This window comes from Providencia sp. PROV272, from assembly GCF_049901975.1.
Lineage (GTDB): Bacteria > Pseudomonadota > Gammaproteobacteria > Enterobacterales > Enterobacteriaceae > Providencia > Providencia stuartii.
In genome coordinates this window covers 489,741-504,487 of record NZ_CP096291.1, presented here as the reverse complement: position 1 = coordinate 504,487, position 14,747 = coordinate 489,741, and the positions used below count along the sequence as shown (strand labels likewise).

14 protein-coding genes and 1 pseudogene are annotated in these 14,747 nt (G+C 42.0%); 8 read left to right on the top strand and 7 right to left on the bottom strand.

What is annotated here, in order from left to right:
• Positions 1-42 precede the first annotated feature (42 nt).
• A complete protein-coding gene (gene ivbL, locus M1E93_RS02180) occupies positions 43-132 on the bottom strand; it encodes an ilvB operon leader peptide IvbL (protein WP_154598840.1) in 90 nt (29 codons plus the stop codon).
• Between the two features lie 385 nt (positions 133-517).
• Here ivbL and M1E93_RS02175 point away from each other — a divergent pair, with 385 nt between their 5' ends.
• Together M1E93_RS02175 and aarP are read left to right on the top strand one after the other, a co-directional pair.
• Positions 518-1,684, top strand: coding sequence for an MFS transporter (locus M1E93_RS02175; RefSeq protein ID WP_104873019.1), 1,167 nt, complete (start codon positions 518-520; stop codon positions 1,682-1,684).
• Positions 1,685-1,840: 156 nt separating this feature from the next.
• Complete coding sequence (gene aarP, locus M1E93_RS02170) at positions 1,841-2,248, top strand: HTH-type transcriptional activator AarP (protein WP_004924490.1); 408 nt, start codon at positions 1,841-1,843, stop codon at positions 2,246-2,248.
• 490 nt (positions 2,249-2,738) lie between these two features.
• Here the strand turns inward: aarP and M1E93_RS02165 are convergent, their stop codons facing one another.
• The 3 genes from M1E93_RS02165 to M1E93_RS02155 form a co-directional block, all read right to left on the bottom strand.
• Positions 2,739-4,088: a DNA-processing protein DprA gene (locus tag M1E93_RS02165; protein WP_104873020.1), complete on the bottom strand. Its 1,350-nt coding sequence runs from the start codon at positions 4,086-4,088 to the stop codon at positions 2,739-2,741.
• Positions 4,085-6,184, bottom strand: coding sequence for a RecQ family ATP-dependent DNA helicase (locus M1E93_RS02160; protein WP_004924500.1), 2,100 nt, complete (start codon positions 6,182-6,184; stop codon positions 4,085-4,087). Before M1E93_RS02160 ends, M1E93_RS02165 begins: the two co-directional genes overlap by 4 nt.
• 649 nt (positions 6,185-6,833) lie before the next feature.
• Positions 6,834-7,349 carry a single-stranded DNA-binding protein gene (locus M1E93_RS02155; RefSeq protein ID WP_004924506.1) on the bottom strand — a complete coding sequence of 172 codons (516 nt, stop codon included), beginning with the start codon at positions 7,347-7,349 and terminating at the stop codon, positions 6,834-6,836.
• Positions 7,350-7,738: 389 nt separating this feature from the next.
• On the opposite strand from M1E93_RS02155, the gene uvrA reads away from it, so the two are divergent.
• The 5 genes from uvrA (at position 7,739) to M1E93_RS02130 (ending at position 12,111) form a co-directional block, all read left to right on the top strand.
• Positions 7,739-10,573, top strand: coding sequence for an excinuclease ABC subunit UvrA (uvrA, locus tag M1E93_RS02150; RefSeq protein WP_014656873.1), 2,835 nt, complete (start codon positions 7,739-7,741; stop codon positions 10,571-10,573).
• 249 nt (positions 10,574-10,822) lie between these two features.
• Positions 10,823-10,933, top strand: coding sequence for a transposase domain-containing protein (locus tag M1E93_RS02145; RefSeq protein WP_350244674.1), 111 nt, complete (start codon positions 10,823-10,825; stop codon positions 10,931-10,933).
• Between the two features lie 282 nt (positions 10,934-11,215).
• Positions 11,216-11,485 (top strand): hypothetical protein, encoded by a 270-nt coding sequence (locus M1E93_RS02140; RefSeq protein ID WP_241017371.1) that lies wholly within the window; start codon positions 11,216-11,218, stop codon positions 11,483-11,485.
• Positions 11,486-11,563: 78 nt separating this feature from the next.
• Positions 11,564-11,827: a type II toxin-antitoxin system ParD family antitoxin gene (locus M1E93_RS02135; RefSeq protein WP_004924521.1), complete on the top strand. Its 264-nt coding sequence runs from the start codon at positions 11,564-11,566 to the stop codon at positions 11,825-11,827.
• Positions 11,824-12,111: a type II toxin-antitoxin system RelE/ParE family toxin gene (locus M1E93_RS02130; protein WP_014656874.1), complete on the top strand. Its 288-nt coding sequence runs from the start codon at positions 11,824-11,826 to the stop codon at positions 12,109-12,111. The genes M1E93_RS02135 and M1E93_RS02130 overlap by 4 nt, the downstream gene beginning before the upstream one ends.
• 182 nt (positions 12,112-12,293) lie before the next feature.
• On the opposite strand, the gene M1E93_RS02125 is transcribed toward M1E93_RS02130, so the two are convergent.
• A complete protein-coding gene (locus M1E93_RS02125; RefSeq protein WP_179078408.1) occupies positions 12,294-12,575 on the bottom strand; it encodes a hypothetical protein in 282 nt (93 codons plus the stop codon).
• On the bottom strand, positions 12,547-12,906 hold the full coding sequence (locus tag M1E93_RS02120; RefSeq protein ID WP_060560920.1) for a hypothetical protein: 360 nt from the start codon (positions 12,904-12,906) through the stop codon (positions 12,547-12,549). Before M1E93_RS02120 ends, M1E93_RS02125 begins: the two co-directional genes overlap by 29 nt.
• On the opposite strand from M1E93_RS02120, the pseudogene M1E93_RS02115 reads away from it, so the two are divergent.
• A pseudogene (locus M1E93_RS02115) lies at positions 12,890-13,429 on the top strand (transposase); the annotation flags it as partial. The gene M1E93_RS02120 and the pseudogene M1E93_RS02115 overlap by 17 nt on opposite strands.
• 58 nt (positions 13,430-13,487) lie before the next feature.
• Here M1E93_RS02115 and M1E93_RS02110 read toward each other — a convergent pair.
• Entirely contained in the window at positions 13,488-14,684 is a 1,197-nt protein-coding gene (locus tag M1E93_RS02110; protein ID WP_014656877.1) for an aromatic amino acid transaminase, read from the bottom strand.
• Positions 14,685-14,747 lie beyond the last annotated feature (63 nt).

The window sequence follows — 14,747 nt, the reverse complement described above, 5'->3', positions numbered from 1 at the left end:
GTTTGCGCCGGCGGGGTTTTTAATCTGCGTTGATTGTTCCCGTTACGGCGCTAAGCCCACGACCACCACCACACGCACGACCACCGCGGCACGTGGCGCGGTTAGTAGTAGGTTTGAATGATGAAGAGTCATGTTCACGGGTTATTCCTGTCTGTCGATATTAATTTGGTTTAAATTATTAATCATTATTTTGTGTAAGTGCATTTAAGAAAACACATCTTGTTCACAATGACAATCATTTTTTCCATTTTTATTCATCTCACATTTAAAACGCGATCAATATCACACTACTAACTTACCAGAGCATTTAACTGGCAATTAGTTATTTTTTGGTTTTATCCACTCGTTAAACCGAGATAACAACCAGGCTCTTAAATTGACTGATATTCCCTCTTGACTTCAAGTTGACTTGAAGTTGTAAGCTGCACATTTCCTGTATTTCACAACAATAAACTGGCAAAGCAAACTCAGCTTAACTGATTATTTCTATTAGTTTATTTGATTTTTAGAGGGTATTATGCCTAAAAATGTTTGGTGGTTAGCTATCGCATTAGCACTGTTTACAACGGGGAATGCTATTGTACTTTCAGTGGCAGTCGTGATCGGCGAGAAACTTGCCGTAGATCCGACTTACTCTACGGTTCCACTCCTGAGCCAATATATTGGTTTAATTATGGCAACCATTCCTATTGCATATTTAATGCAGAAATACTCAAGAAAACTCGGCTTTATACTGGGGAGTTTTTCTGGGATGATCGGAGCCATTCTATCCATTGTTGGTATTATTTATTACAACTTAACCTATTTCTCAATTGGCCTATTCTTTACAGGAATTGCCATTGGTACAGCACAACAATTTCGTTTTGCAGCGCTCGAAGAAGCTCCTAAAGCTTTACATGCTAAAGCGGTTGGGTTAGTGATGAGTGGAGGAATTGCAGCCGCCTTAATCGGCCCAACGTTGGCCGTTATGACACAGCGCTTTTTCACTGAATACCCTTTTGCTGGCCCCTTTAGTGCATTAACGCTCATCTATGTTATCGCTTTTATTTTATTATTAAGAGTGCCTTTGAAAAAAGTCGAACAACAAAGGCAAAACCATAGCAAAGCGAAACGTAGTTATAAACAACTGTATTCACAACCGATATTAAAATTAATTACTATCGTAAGTGCGGTTGGCTATGCGTTAGTGGTATTGACTTTCGCTTCCATTCCACTCTCTATGAAACAACACAATTTCCCCTTCTCTTTAATAGCTCTTGTATTCCAGTGCCATGTACTCGGTATGTTCGCACCCTCTTTTTTTACAGGGCACCTTATTCATCGTATTGGAACAAAAAAGATCATCGTTATCGGTATTTTGTTGCTGTTTCTCTCTGCCACAATAAACCTGCTGGGAAGCCAATTTTATCACTATCTACTATCAGGCATATTCGTTGGTGTCGCGTGGAATTTTATTTTAATCAGTACCACCCAACTATTGCCTCTCGGCTATGAAGATCACGAAAGAGCAAAAGTGCAAGGTATGACAGATTTTCTTATTTATTCTTTTGGTGCTTTAGGTAGCCTTGCAGCCGGTGTGTTATTTTTCTCGCTCGGTTGGCAATTGATGAATGTCCTGTCAATGGTCATTTCAATTTTCATTCTTGTTTTTTGTATTGTTTTAAAAAAACATATTACGCAATGAATTAAACAATAAGATAGGTATTTAATTTTATATATACAGGTGTAATCGTCGTCTGCCATAGTGGAATACACTGTATTATAACCTGTTTAAGTTTTATTTATTCAAAAGCTATCCGATGAGTAATATGCTTATAATCTAACAAATAGGAAATGTATTATGTATAATAAATTACCCATTTCATATAGCAGAAAACATACTCAATTTCAGTCCTCTATTATCTCTGAAATCCTAGTTTGGATAGAAGGAAACCTTACTAATCGATTATCATTAGATGATATTGCACAACATTCTGGATATACCAAATGGCACTTGCAACGGGTATTTCGTAAAATTGTCGGTATGCCTTTAGGGGAATATATACGCCGTCGACGGATCTGTGAAGCGGCGAAAGAGCTACAAACCACAAACCTTCAAGTAATTGATATTGCATTGAAATACCAATTTGACTCCCAACAATCCTTTGCCAAAAGGTTTAAAGCTTATTTAGGTATTTCACCTTCTTTATATCGTCTTTCCGACACTGGTTATAATGACCTCTTGTTACTAGAGCCTAAGGTCGCTTAACCATTGAATATGAAAAGACATCGAAATTTGACGCATTACTGTATTACTGACTAATATGCTCCTAGTAATAATACTTACTGGAGCTTTATTTTTATTTAAATCCATTTGTTATCCTTTTTCCTTTTGATTGAATATTAAGAAACCCTTAATGTTCATCCTCGATAAATATTTTATAATTGATATAAAAAGACAAATTTTCATTATTAGGTTAAATAAAAAACCATACTAATTAGAAACTTTTTATATTTAGGTGTTTTTCTAGACCTATTGCATACGGTGATAATATTAGTGTCATTTTCTACATTCAAATCACAATAATATGATACTCAGTATTAATTTCCTATATTGTAATAGCTTCCCCCATTGGATCATCGGCATATTAAGCGATATTGTTTATCAATGCTATAAATCCCTAAAACCCCCTTACTCTGCCATCACTCGTTCAATTGTTACCAATTAAGTAAAACATCCTTGTTCCACTACGTGGTATTTAGCCCTGCTCTTTCTCAATTACCGCTTGATAACGGACTGGCCGTTTGAGTTTTTTTACTAAGCCATCTTTTTCTGCGCGCTTCAACCACTCATTTAATTGTGATTTGTGTAATTCTGTCTTTGCAATAAGTTCATCAAGTGAAATTGGTTCTTTAGCCAACCCTTGAAGCTCCATTGTGAATAATTGATAAAAATCTACAGGGGTTGAACGCAGCTCCTCAATCTCTATAGACTGCTTTGAAACGGCCAAACTGTCTGTTTGCTCCACAACACTTGATACATTGCTCTCTATCTCTGGCAGGTTGGCTTCTAATATTGGATTAGGCTCTGCAAATAATTCTGGTTGTTCAGGAACGGTAGATGAAAAAAGATCAGGCTGTTCTTCTTTTACCTGCTCAACACTATTGACGTCATTTCTAATAAGTTCTGCAATATTAGAATGTTGCACATCATCCGTTAACCAGCGCGCGCCTTTAGCGACCAAATCAGCATTAGCAGCACTTTTGTCAATTGTCGGCTTGACCCATAGAGGCACCCACATTTTTTTTAGATTTTCTTCAGCACCACTTAACGTGCCCCCTTTTTTACCTGAATGGATCACAAGAGCGCTATCTGCTAAACAGTAAATATACTTATTGCGAGCCATCGCATTACCGGTGCTAAAACCCGCTTCTGGATAAAAAGGTGATACTAATACCGCATGCCCCTCCATTAGCCCTTTACGCCATTTACTACTCGTTGCGGCTTTTAGTAAATTATCCGCCACCACACCAATAATTACGCCACCTTGCCGCATAGCGCCTAACATTGCCGTTTCATCGACACCACGTGCTGCCCCTGAAATAATCGCGACATTATCGGATGCTGCTTTAGCACCAATTTGGTCTGTATAAGTGAGATCAGACACACTTGCATTACGTGAACCAATAACGGCTAATCCCCCCATATTCAATAACGCTTTATTCCCACAACCAAATAACACGGGGGGAGAATCTGTTTTTAACCGCTGTTTTAAACGTTTTGGGTATTCAGGATCAGAACGCGTAACCACCCACAAACCCGCCCGTTGCCATTTCTCTATGGCAAGAGCAAGGCTATGCCCACGGTTCAATAGCTCCACAATCCGTTCTGTACTAATACGAGCATCGTGCCACCCACTGAGTAGTGCCTTCGGATCAGAGACTAAAAGGTCTGCTGGTGTCGTTGATTTTTCTTTCAACCATAACGCAAACCGCCCCCACTCCGTATTAGTGAGCGGCTTGACGGCTTCACTACTTGCCTTGGAAAAATAGCTAGTTAGTAATAAAGTCGCTTGCGCTGTTGGTGACAATGAGCTAGATACATTCATGAGTCTTTTACCGAAGAAGAGGCAAGTGCAACTGGATATACCATACCACTACCTGCCTGCTGTAATAATGCCGCGATGACTGTTAGCGTCCAGCCGGAGTCCACAATGTCATCGACCAAAAGTACGGGCTGCCCACATAATAATTCTGTAATAGCAAATGCGCCATCCAAATTCTGGCACTGGTGGAAACGATTTTGCTGACTTTTTTGTGGCTGGTTATCTTTAATTTTGCTCACAGAATTCACAAATGGCAAGCCTAGTCGCGAGGCTAAACGGCGAGCAAAACTTGGTACTAATTCTGGATGGTTTCGCGATGGTACACAACAGACCCATTGTGGTGCAGGGGTTGGTTTCCAGCGGTTTTGGATCATTTCTGCCATCGCTTCGACTAATTCATCACTAAAATACCCAGCATATTTGTTGTTTGCAACTAAACGCCCCCAACCAGCATCCCCCCAACGTGATAAAACCCGTCCTTCTTGAGCACGGAGATTTTGTGGCAGACTACCTTTAAAGCCATACTCCAAGAAAGCATTAGCGGCAACCTGTGCTTTAGGTTTAATCGCCATCTCGGCGTGCTTAAGAAAAGTTCCCGCCCGATGAACCAAAGCGGGGTCGATGGCTTGGTTGACAACTGGGCGTGCTATACAGGATGCACACTTACCGCAAGGAGTCGGGTCATGATCGTCTAGAGCTTTGCGCAGAAAGGTCATCTTGCATCCACTGTCTTTCAAATAGGCCTGTACTTCTTGCCACTCTTGAACACGCTGTCCTGTTAAATGTTCAATACGCGCATGATCCATTTGGTAATGTACAGGCGTCCTTACCCAGCGGCTGCCATTTTTAATGACGGGCGCCGGGTTTTCCACGCTCAATAATTTAAGTACCTTCTCAATCTGCCCGTAGCGCAGGTTAGTTTTCTCCTCGATATTACGTATTGATAAACCATCACCCTGTTCTAGCGCCTGTAAAACCTCATTGACTTGCATTTCAGATGGAAACGCTGAGCCCCAGAAAAATTCATGAATGTCTCGATCCTCTACACCAGACATTAATACGCCTACTGCATGGTCAATACCACGGCCAGCACGCCCTACTTGCTGATAATAAGCGACAATAGACCCCGGAGCTTGATAGTGAATAACGAAACTTAGGTCGGGTTTATCATAACCCATGCCTAACGCGGTCGTCGCCACCAACACCTTTAATTGATTATTAAATAGTAATTCCTCTAAATGTTGACGGTAAACATTACTATTTTCAAAATCATCACTTTCAACGCTGCTATGATAAGCCTTCGCATCGATACCGTTACGATTTAGCCATTCAGCAACTTGTTCAGCATCACGTACTGTTAATGTGTAAACGATGCCTGTACCCGGCAAATTGGGAATTACCTGAGCTAGCCATGCTAGACGAGAACTTTGATCGGGCAGAACCATGGTTTGCAATGCAAGGCTCTCTCGGATCAATGAACCACGCTGGATCCGGATATGACCAAGTAAGGCCTGAATATCATCGACAACACGATTATTAGCCGTCGCAGTGGTGCCTAATACTGGGGTGTTTGCAGGTAACTGACGCAAAATATTCACAATGCGACGGTAGTCAGGGCGGAAATCATGCCCCCAATCGGAAATACAATGAGTTTCATCAATCACCATCAAAGCGATACGATCTGCAATAGGCTGAAGTACTGTTTCAATAAAACTATCATTAGCTAATCGTTCAGGTGAAATCAACAAACAATCAATTTGATTATTGTGAATACGCTGCGTAACACTTTGCCAATCATCTTGGTTAGTTGAGTTCATCGTCTCAGCCACAATCCCCAAACGTTCCGCTGATTCAATTTGGTTGCGCATCAAGGCCAACAATGGCGATACAATAATCGTTGGCCCCATACCTCTATCGCGGAAAATCTTCGTACTGATAAAATAAACCGAACTCTTCCCCCAACCTGTTCGCTGTACAACGAGTAACTTCTGTCGATGATTTACTAGTGTATCAATCGCTTCCCACTGACCATCTCGAAATTCGGCAGTAGGGCTAGCTAGAGCGGTTCTTAGTAGTTGTAGGGCTTCGGCACGGTTCATTATTACTCCTTAATTTATTCGGTAAGTTCACCGTTGATAAGTTTGGGTAGCAACAAGTCGTGAAATTGCATAATGTTCGCTATATTCAAACAGCCTGATAATTTAGAGCATCGATTTTCAACCTGAATATCACGTGTATTCATTCAAGCTAATAGGAAACAAAAAATATCAACTGCATTAATATTATTTATATTTAAAGGCAATAGCACGACTTCCATTATTATTTTCTCGCTTCATGAACTGCATAATAAAGCCACATTTTACCTTTTCCAGCCGGAGGTAAAAAACTGCGAACGTTCTCAAATTTCTGTTCAATTTATTGATATTAAAATGCTTCTGAAACAATAAATTCATTTGGTAAAAGCACAAACACTCTTTCCGTATTGTTAGCCATTACATATAGCTTCTTTTAGGGAATTATCTTTCAGTCTAATGGAATGATTCTGATTGGTGAAAAGAGAGGGAACGACCACTATTTACCTAAATAAAAATAATATTTCTAGTATTTATTCAACACCCAACATTTGTCTAAAACAAAAAACCTTCTAAATGTTCTCACACTTAGAAGGCTGAAGTTTGTTTTCTGCACTTTGTAAATCAGACGGCTAAAAAAACCTCAGATCTACTTTAATTCGAATTTTTATTCCAATCAGAACGGAATATCGTCATCGAAGTCCATTGGTGGTTCGCTGCTTTGTGGCGCAGGTGCTGGTGAACGCGCTGGGGCGCCGCCACCACTGAATTGCTGAGCCGCTGGTTGCTGAGGCTGACCCCAACCGCTTTGACCACCTTGGCTTTGGCCTGATGATTCGCCACCACGACCGCCTAACATTTGCATTGAGCCACCGATGTTAACCACAACTTCAGTGGTGTAACGGTCTTGACCACTTTGGTCTTGCCATTTGCGAGTCTGCAAAGAACCTTCAATATAGACTTGAGAACCTTTTTTCAGATATTCACCAGCAACTTCAGCTAATTTGCCGAAAATCACGACACGATGCCATTCTGTTTTCTCACGCATTTCACCAGTTTGCTTATCGCGCCAGCTTTCAGAAGTTGCCAGAGTCAGGTTTGCAACAGCACCACCGTTAGGCATGTAACGGATTTCAGGATCTTGCCCTAAGTTACCGATAAGAATTACTTTATTTACGCCTCTGCTGGCCATTTAAACACTCCTGATCCATTAAATTTAATCTCTGTATTAGTCGTGAAGTTTAGCACGACCAACCCATAATGCATACGAATTGCATACTAAAATAGATGTAGCTTGCTCAAGTTGCGAGCAGCTTTGAAAATTTAAATTGTATCGTTCTTGAAGGTTCACAAACTGACAACCTGAATAATTTACTGTGCAGCTACGCGATACATTAATAATTCGACAATGCAAACACCAGCCTTGTTCAGTGCGAATGAATATAATCAACAACGCGACAACTCAAGATCACATGATTATAATCTGTTTTTTAATAAAACACTGTATATTCATTCAGTCTGAATTGTGCGATAATGATTCACTTATGATTGTTCACTATCAAATCATCCGGGAAGTGGTAAATGGATAATATCGAAGTACGCGGTGCCCGCACTCATAATCTGAAAAACATCAATCTCATCATCCCCCGAGACAAACTGATAGTTATTACGGGGTTGTCAGGTTCAGGGAAATCATCATTAGCTTTTGACACACTCTATGCAGAAGGTCAACGGCGCTATGTAGAGTCCTTATCCGCCTATGCAAGGCAATTTCTCTCATTGATGGAGAAACCCGATGTTGATCATATAGAAGGGTTATCACCCGCTATTTCGATTGAACAAAAATCCACCTCTCATAACCCAAGGTCAACGGTGGGCACAATCACCGAAATCCATGACTACTTACGTTTATTATTTGCCCGTGTAGGTGAACCACGCTGCCCAGATCACGATATTCCGCTAGCGGCTCAAACCGTGAGTCAAATGGTCGATAACGTGCTAGCACAGCCTGTTGATCGTCGCATGATGTTATTAGCCCCTGTCGTGAAAGACCGCAAAGGTGAACATGTCAAATTGTTAGATAACTTGGCCTCTCAGGGCTATATTCGTGCACGTATCGACGGTGAAGTGTGTGATCTGTCCGATCCTCCAACGTTGGAGTTACAAAAGAAGCATACCATTGAAGTTGTGGTTGACCGCTTTAAGATCCGTGATGATATCGCACAGCGCCTCGCTGAATCTTTCGAAACCGCTCTTGAGCTATCCGGCGGTACCGCGATTGTTGCCGATATGGATGATCCCGACGCAGAAGAGTTAGTGTTTTCAGCCAATTTTGCCTGCTCGGTATGCGGCTATAGCATGGTGGAATTAGAGCCTCGCTTATTCTCCTTTAATAACCCCGCCGGGGCATGTCCGAGCTGTGATGGCCTTGGTGTTCAACAATTTTTTGATCCTGAAAGGGTGATCCAAAATACCGAGATATCACTCGCAGGTGGGGCTATTCGTGGCTGGGATCGCCGGAACTTCTACTACTTCCAAATGCTGCAATCCCTTGCTGAGCATTATAAATTTGATGTTGAAGCCCCTTATGATTCTCTGAGTCCTTCCATTCAGAAAATTATTCTGTACGGCTCAGGTAAAGAGACGATTGAGTTCAAATATCGTAATGATCGCGGCGATATTACGGTTCGTCACCACCCTTTTGAAGGGGTGCTCAATAACATGGAACGCCGCTATAAAGAAACGGAATCAACGGCGGTACGGGAAGAACTCGCCAAATACATTAGCAATCGCCCTTGTGTGACATGTCACGGAACACGTTTACGTAAAGAGGCGCGTTTTGTTTTTGTCGAAAATACCACGTTGCCTGAAATTGCTGACTACAGTATTGGTCATGCGATGGCGTTTTTCCAAAATCTTAAACTCAGCGGGCAACGGGCAAAAATTGCAGAAAAAGTCCTTAAAGAAATTAGTGACCGATTAAAATTTTTGGTGAATGTTGGTCTTAATTACTTAACGCTTTCTCGTTCGGCAGATACTTTATCGGGCGGTGAGGCGCAACGTATCCGTCTCGCTAGCCAAATTGGTGCAGGCCTTGTCGGGGTCATGTATGTTCTGGATGAACCGTCGATCGGTCTCCATCAACGCGATAATGATCGCTTGTTGGAAACCCTCATTCATCTACGCAATCTAGGTAATACCGTTATTGTGGTAGAGCACGATGAAGATGCTATTCGCGCCGCAGATCATATCATTGATATTGGTCCGGGGGCTGGCGTCCATGGTGGTCAAATCGTTGCACAAGGTACCTTAGAAGATATTGTCGCCAATACAGACTCTTTAACAGGCAAGTTCCTAAGTGGCGAGCGGCGCATTGATATCCCTAAAAAACGGGTTCCCGTCAATAAAGACAAGATGCTCAAACTGTTTGGCGCTAAAGGGAATAACCTGAAAAATGTGACCTTAAAGCTTCCTGTTGGCCTATTTACCTGTATCACTGGGGTATCGGGTTCAGGGAAATCCACATTGATCAACGATACCTTATTCCCTATCGCACAACGTCAATTGAATGGTGCCACCACAATTACACCAGCACCTTATCTTGATGTTGAAGGGCTTGAACACTTTGACAAAGTCATCGATATCGACCAAAGCCCTATCGGGCGAACGCCTCGCTCAAATCCAGCGACTTATACAGGGGTGTTTACACCGATTCGTGAGTTATTTGCTGGTGTACCGGAATCTCGTACTCGTGGCTACAATCCAGGTCGTTTTAGCTTTAACGTTAAAGGGGGGCGCTGTGAAGCCTGCCAAGGTGATGGTGTTATCAAAGTTGAAATGCACTTCTTACCTGACGTTTATGTGCCCTGTGATCAATGTAAAGGTAAGCGCTATAACCGCGAAACATTAGAGATAAAATATAAAGGCAAAAGTATCCACGAAGTGCTTGATATGACTATCGAAGAGGCTCGTGATTTCTTTGATGCTGTGCCAGCACTGGCTCGTAAGCTGCAAACCTTGATGGATGTGGGGTTATCCTATATCCGCTTAGGCCAATCAGCGACGACCTTATCCGGTGGTGAAGCACAACGTGTGAAACTGGCTCGTGAGCTATCGAAACGCGGTACTGGGCAAACCATCTATATCCTTGATGAGCCAACCACTGGGCTGCATTTTGCCGATATTCAGCAGCTCTTGACGGTACTACATCAATTACGTGACCAAGGCAATACGATTGTCGTCATTGAACATAACTTAGATGTGATCAAAACCGCTGATTGGATTGTTGATTTAGGCCCTGAAGGGGGAAGTGGTGGCGGTGAAATCTTGATTTCTGGTACACCTGAAGAAGTGGCTGAATGTGAAAAATCGCATACTGCTCGTTTCTTAAAACCCATCTTAGCACGGGGCTACTAACCACAAGCGTGACAGCGCCTTATTTTGAAATCGAAAAACGCGGGCAAAACCCTAATGCCGATCAGTCAGTTAAGAACTCAATAATAGGTTGAACGATCCTACAGTGCTGTAAAAATCCGTAATCATCCCAAGATTACGGATTTTTTTATGTTACTTAGTCAAGCTCTCAAGACTGTTCAGGCTTTCTCGCCAAAATAATTTACAGCCCTTTCTGAGCTCCTTTCCGCTGAACTCATTGACGAATGTCTCGTGGATACTGGGGCTGTTACAATAAGAAAACGCCGTCTTCCGATGGGAATGATGGTATGGGCTGTAATGGAAATCTCTCTTTTTCGTTCTCTTTCCATGGCTCAAGTCTAAGCCTACTTTCCGCAGTAGCTCCGGGGAAAATACCGAAATTCATCAATGAGATATTGGCTATGGTTGGAAGTTTTGTACTACCTAGTAGACGACAAAGGCATTACCCTCGAGCAGTAAAGAAAAAGCCGCAACGGTATCCGTTACGGCGATATTAATGACTTAACTGACAAGCATTACGGGCTAACCCCGGCTTTCTTTAATAAGGGGGTTCCAATGAAAGGCCAAGCAAAGAAAGGAGGGGAATTAGGCGTCAATGGCGAGTATTACAAAGGTGGTCAATTTATGCCGAGGAGTGCCAGTACCGTTAAAGGCGAGCACTGTTCAACGAGTCGTAAAACGGGAAAGAAACGACGTGTGCTGATCGAACCTGGCATTCTCGTCGAAGTTAACCATGACGAAAACGCCATTTTTGCACGTATCAGTGCATTCGTTGCTGTTGAGAACGGTTTTATGCGCCAGACCGCCAGTGCGCATACGGTCGCCTATTATGGTTTGGAAACGTCCTTGCCAGATCTTATCCGCCGTTATAATGCAGGTGAACGGTATTGTTGATTGTTCGATATTGATAAAAATAAGAACGGGTTTATACTAATAGTTAATAATAGTTGGTAACTAGTAGGGATTTTAACCATGTCAACGAGTGTAGCTTTAAGCCCTTACTTTGAGGAATTTATCCAAAGTCAGATTAAGAGCGGGCGATATAATAATACAAGTGAAGTGATCCGTGCAGGACTTCGCGCTTTAGAAGAGCAGGAAAATCAATTAAAACTTGCCGCACTTCAAACGGCAATAGTTGACGGTATTAATAGCGGTGAAAGTAAAGATGCGAGCGCGGTATTTAGCCGTTTATCAAGTAAGTATGCCACATTGGCTGAGGATAACGGTAGCAAATGAAATTGGGTATATCACCGCTGGCAGTACAGGATTTAGAATCGATCGGTGACTGGATAGCAAAGGATAATCCCATTAGGGCCCTGAGTTTTATTGAAGAGCTGTATCAAAAATGTCTTCTTATTGCAGACTCTCCGACCCTCTATGCTGAACGCCCAGAAATTTTGCCAGGCTTGAGAAGCTGTGCTTATGGCCGATACCTGTTATTTTTCCGCGTACTGGAAGCTGAAGTACGCATAGAGCGCATACTCCACGGCTCCAGAGATATTCCTGCGCATTTCAGTTAACGATATACGCGGAACAGTGGCTTTTCTCGTTGTGGAAAATGGGATAATGGGGAAGACTGCAAGTGAAAAGGCCATTGCCTATCATGGGCTTACTGAGTCGTTACCGGACCTGATCAAACGGTTCAATGCGGTCGAACGATACCGATGAGGGTGACCCCTCACCAAAGCTGTCATGACAGTTGCTATCTTATCTTTTTATGAATGAAAAATAACAATATTAGCAAAATAGGAGTGCCAAAAATAACATAAGCCATTGCAGTGTCATGATTCATTCGCAAACTCTCTACGAAAGCGCGCCAAACGGTAACTGGATCATCATTACCTATCACTGTGTAGTTGTATGTAAAGCTTGAACTAAACCCGAATTCAAAAATGCCCAAGCCTAAATAAAATAATAAAACCAACAAAATAGTCAAAAACCATCTTAAAAACGTTCTATTTATCATAAGTGCTACCCAAGACATCGCCACCCATTTCACCACCATCAAAACTTGTTGCCTCTCCGCCTATTTTCGCTGACGATGTGGCAAATTCAAAAAATAGAATCATAGTCCCTTTATCTGATGGCGTGAGATTGTCGATATTTGGATACTGTTTATGGAAATCACTTGTGACTTCAATGACATCAAACTTATTAAAATTATCCTTCTTACCATCCAAATAATTCAGGAATGAAACAGGCACCGTGAACGCCTCTTCTCGTTCGATCGGATACTGCGTTCTCATTGGTGTATAACTCTCTTCAAATATCCCTGTGCCAGATTGCTTTAACCCTTTTACACCCCAAGCACGCAAAAAGTGGGCTAACTCCCCAATAACATTGAGAGCCCGATTGATAACAAAAAATATCAATGGAAAGGGTGTTCAGATATTAACATCAATGAGTGAGCCACTTCGATACCCCAAAGCCGATATTGCAGACCTTTATAGGCATCGTTGGGAAATAGAGCATGGCTTCAGGGAAATGAAGCAGCATATGTTGAATAATGAACTCACATTGAGGAGCAAAAAGCCAGCATTGGTAAATCAAGAATTATGGGGAATAGTACTCGCGTATAACTTACTGCGATTTATGATGGCACAGATGGCATACAGCCTGAAAGATACAGAACCGTATCAGATGGGATTTAAACAAACTGCGCTATACCTGAGTGCTCAACTAAGCCTACTTTCCGCAGTAGCTCCGGGGAAAATACCGAAATTCATCAATGATGATATTGGCTATGGCTGGAAGTTTTGTACTACCTAGTAGGCGACAAAGGCATTACCCCGAGCAGTAAAGAAAAAGCCGCAACGGTATCCGTTACGGCGATATTAATGACTTAACTGACAAGCATTAGGGCAAAACCCGCGTTTTTTAATCAATAATTCACGAATTATTTGCTTACAGCAGCGAACGCTTCAACAATACGTTGAACATTATGACGGTTTACACCAGCCATACAAACACGCCCCGTACCCACTAAGTAGACAGCAAACTCATCTTTCAAACGCGCAACCTGCTCTTTCGAGAAGCCTGTGTAACTAAACATACCGCGTTGTTTTAACAGATGGTCAAAGTTTTTTTCTGGTAGTGCTTTTTTCAGTTCATCCACCAGAACAGTACGCATTTCTAAAATACGTACGCGCATCTCTTCAACTTCCTTCAACCATTGTGCTTTCTGTTCACTGTTTGTGAGAACTTGCGCCACAATTTTAGCCCCATTTGACGGTGGGCTTGAGTATAGGCGACGTACCCCTGCTTTTAATTGGCCTAATACGCGGTCACGTTCTTCTTGGCTTTCACAAATAACTGACAAACCACCAGCACGTTCACCATAGATACCAAAAATTTTAGAGAATGAATTACTCACAAACACAGGCAAGCCTGCTTTTACCATCGCACGAATAGCATAAGCATCTTCTTCAATACCTTCCGCAAATCCTTGATATGCAATATCCAAGAATGGGATCAGTTTTTGTGCCTTAGCCACTTTAGTCACTTCATCCCACTGCTCTGGCGTGAGATCTGAACCGGTTGGGTTATGGCAGCAAGGGTGCATTAAAATGATGCTATTTTCTGGTAATGTCTTAAATGTTGCCAGCATTTCAGCAAATTTTACCCCTTTGCTCTTTTCATCAAAGTAAGGGTAATAGTGAACTTTAGTGCCTGCTCCAGAGAAAATTGATGCATGGTTTTCCCATGTAGGGTCACTGCACCACACCTCTGATTTAGGGAAGTAATGGTTGAGGAAATCCGCACCCAATTTTAGTGCCCCTGAACCACCGATAGTTTGTACTGTCGCGATACGTTCTTGCGCAATAAGAGGACAATCAGCACCGAAGAGTAATTTTTGGATCTCTAGGCGATAATCTTTGAGACCTTCCATCGGTAAATACAGTGACGCGCTTGCTGGTAACTTGTTTAATTCCGCTTTCGCATGACCAACAGTTTTCAGCTCAGGTGTTTTACCTTCCCCATCATAGTATAAGCCGATACTCAGGTTGATCTTGTTTTCACGAGTATCTTTATTAAATTCATCCATCAGCGATAAGATCGGATCGCCCGGGTAAGAATCAACATGTTGGTACACAGTACATCTCCATAATCAGATAAAAATAATATTTTTTTGTTTCGTCTTTTGAAAATAACCCTT

Bases quoted from the DNA above. Each gene is read 5' to 3' on its own strand.
- ivbL (WP_154598840.1), bottom strand. From the start codon at position 132: ATGACTCTTCATCATTCAAACCTACTACTAACCGCGCCACGTGCCGCG.
- M1E93_RS02175 (WP_104873019.1), top strand. From the start codon at position 518: ATGCCTAAAAATGTTTGGTGGTTAGCTATCGCATTAGCACTGTTTACA.
- aarP (WP_004924490.1), top strand. From the start codon at position 1,841: ATGTATAATAAATTACCCATTTCATATAGCAGAAAACATACTCAATTT.
- M1E93_RS02165 (WP_104873020.1), bottom strand. From the start codon at position 4,088: ATGAATGTATCTAGCTCATTGTCACCAACAGCGCAAGCGACTTTATTA.
- M1E93_RS02160 (WP_004924500.1), bottom strand. From the start codon at position 6,184: ATGAACCGTGCCGAAGCCCTACAACTACTAAGAACCGCTCTAGCTAGC.
- M1E93_RS02155 (WP_004924506.1), bottom strand. From the start codon at position 7,349: ATGGCCAGCAGAGGCGTAAATAAAGTAATTCTTATCGGTAACTTAGGG.
- uvrA (WP_014656873.1), top strand. From the start codon at position 7,739: ATGGATAATATCGAAGTACGCGGTGCCCGCACTCATAATCTGAAAAAC.
- M1E93_RS02140 (WP_241017371.1), top strand. From the start codon at position 11,216: ATGCCGAGGAGTGCCAGTACCGTTAAAGGCGAGCACTGTTCAACGAGT.
- M1E93_RS02135 (WP_004924521.1), top strand. From the start codon at position 11,564: ATGTCAACGAGTGTAGCTTTAAGCCCTTACTTTGAGGAATTTATCCAA.
- M1E93_RS02130 (WP_014656874.1), top strand. From the start codon at position 11,824: ATGAAATTGGGTATATCACCGCTGGCAGTACAGGATTTAGAATCGATC.
- M1E93_RS02125 (WP_179078408.1), bottom strand. From the start codon at position 12,575: ATGTCTTGGGTAGCACTTATGATAAATAGAACGTTTTTAAGATGGTTT.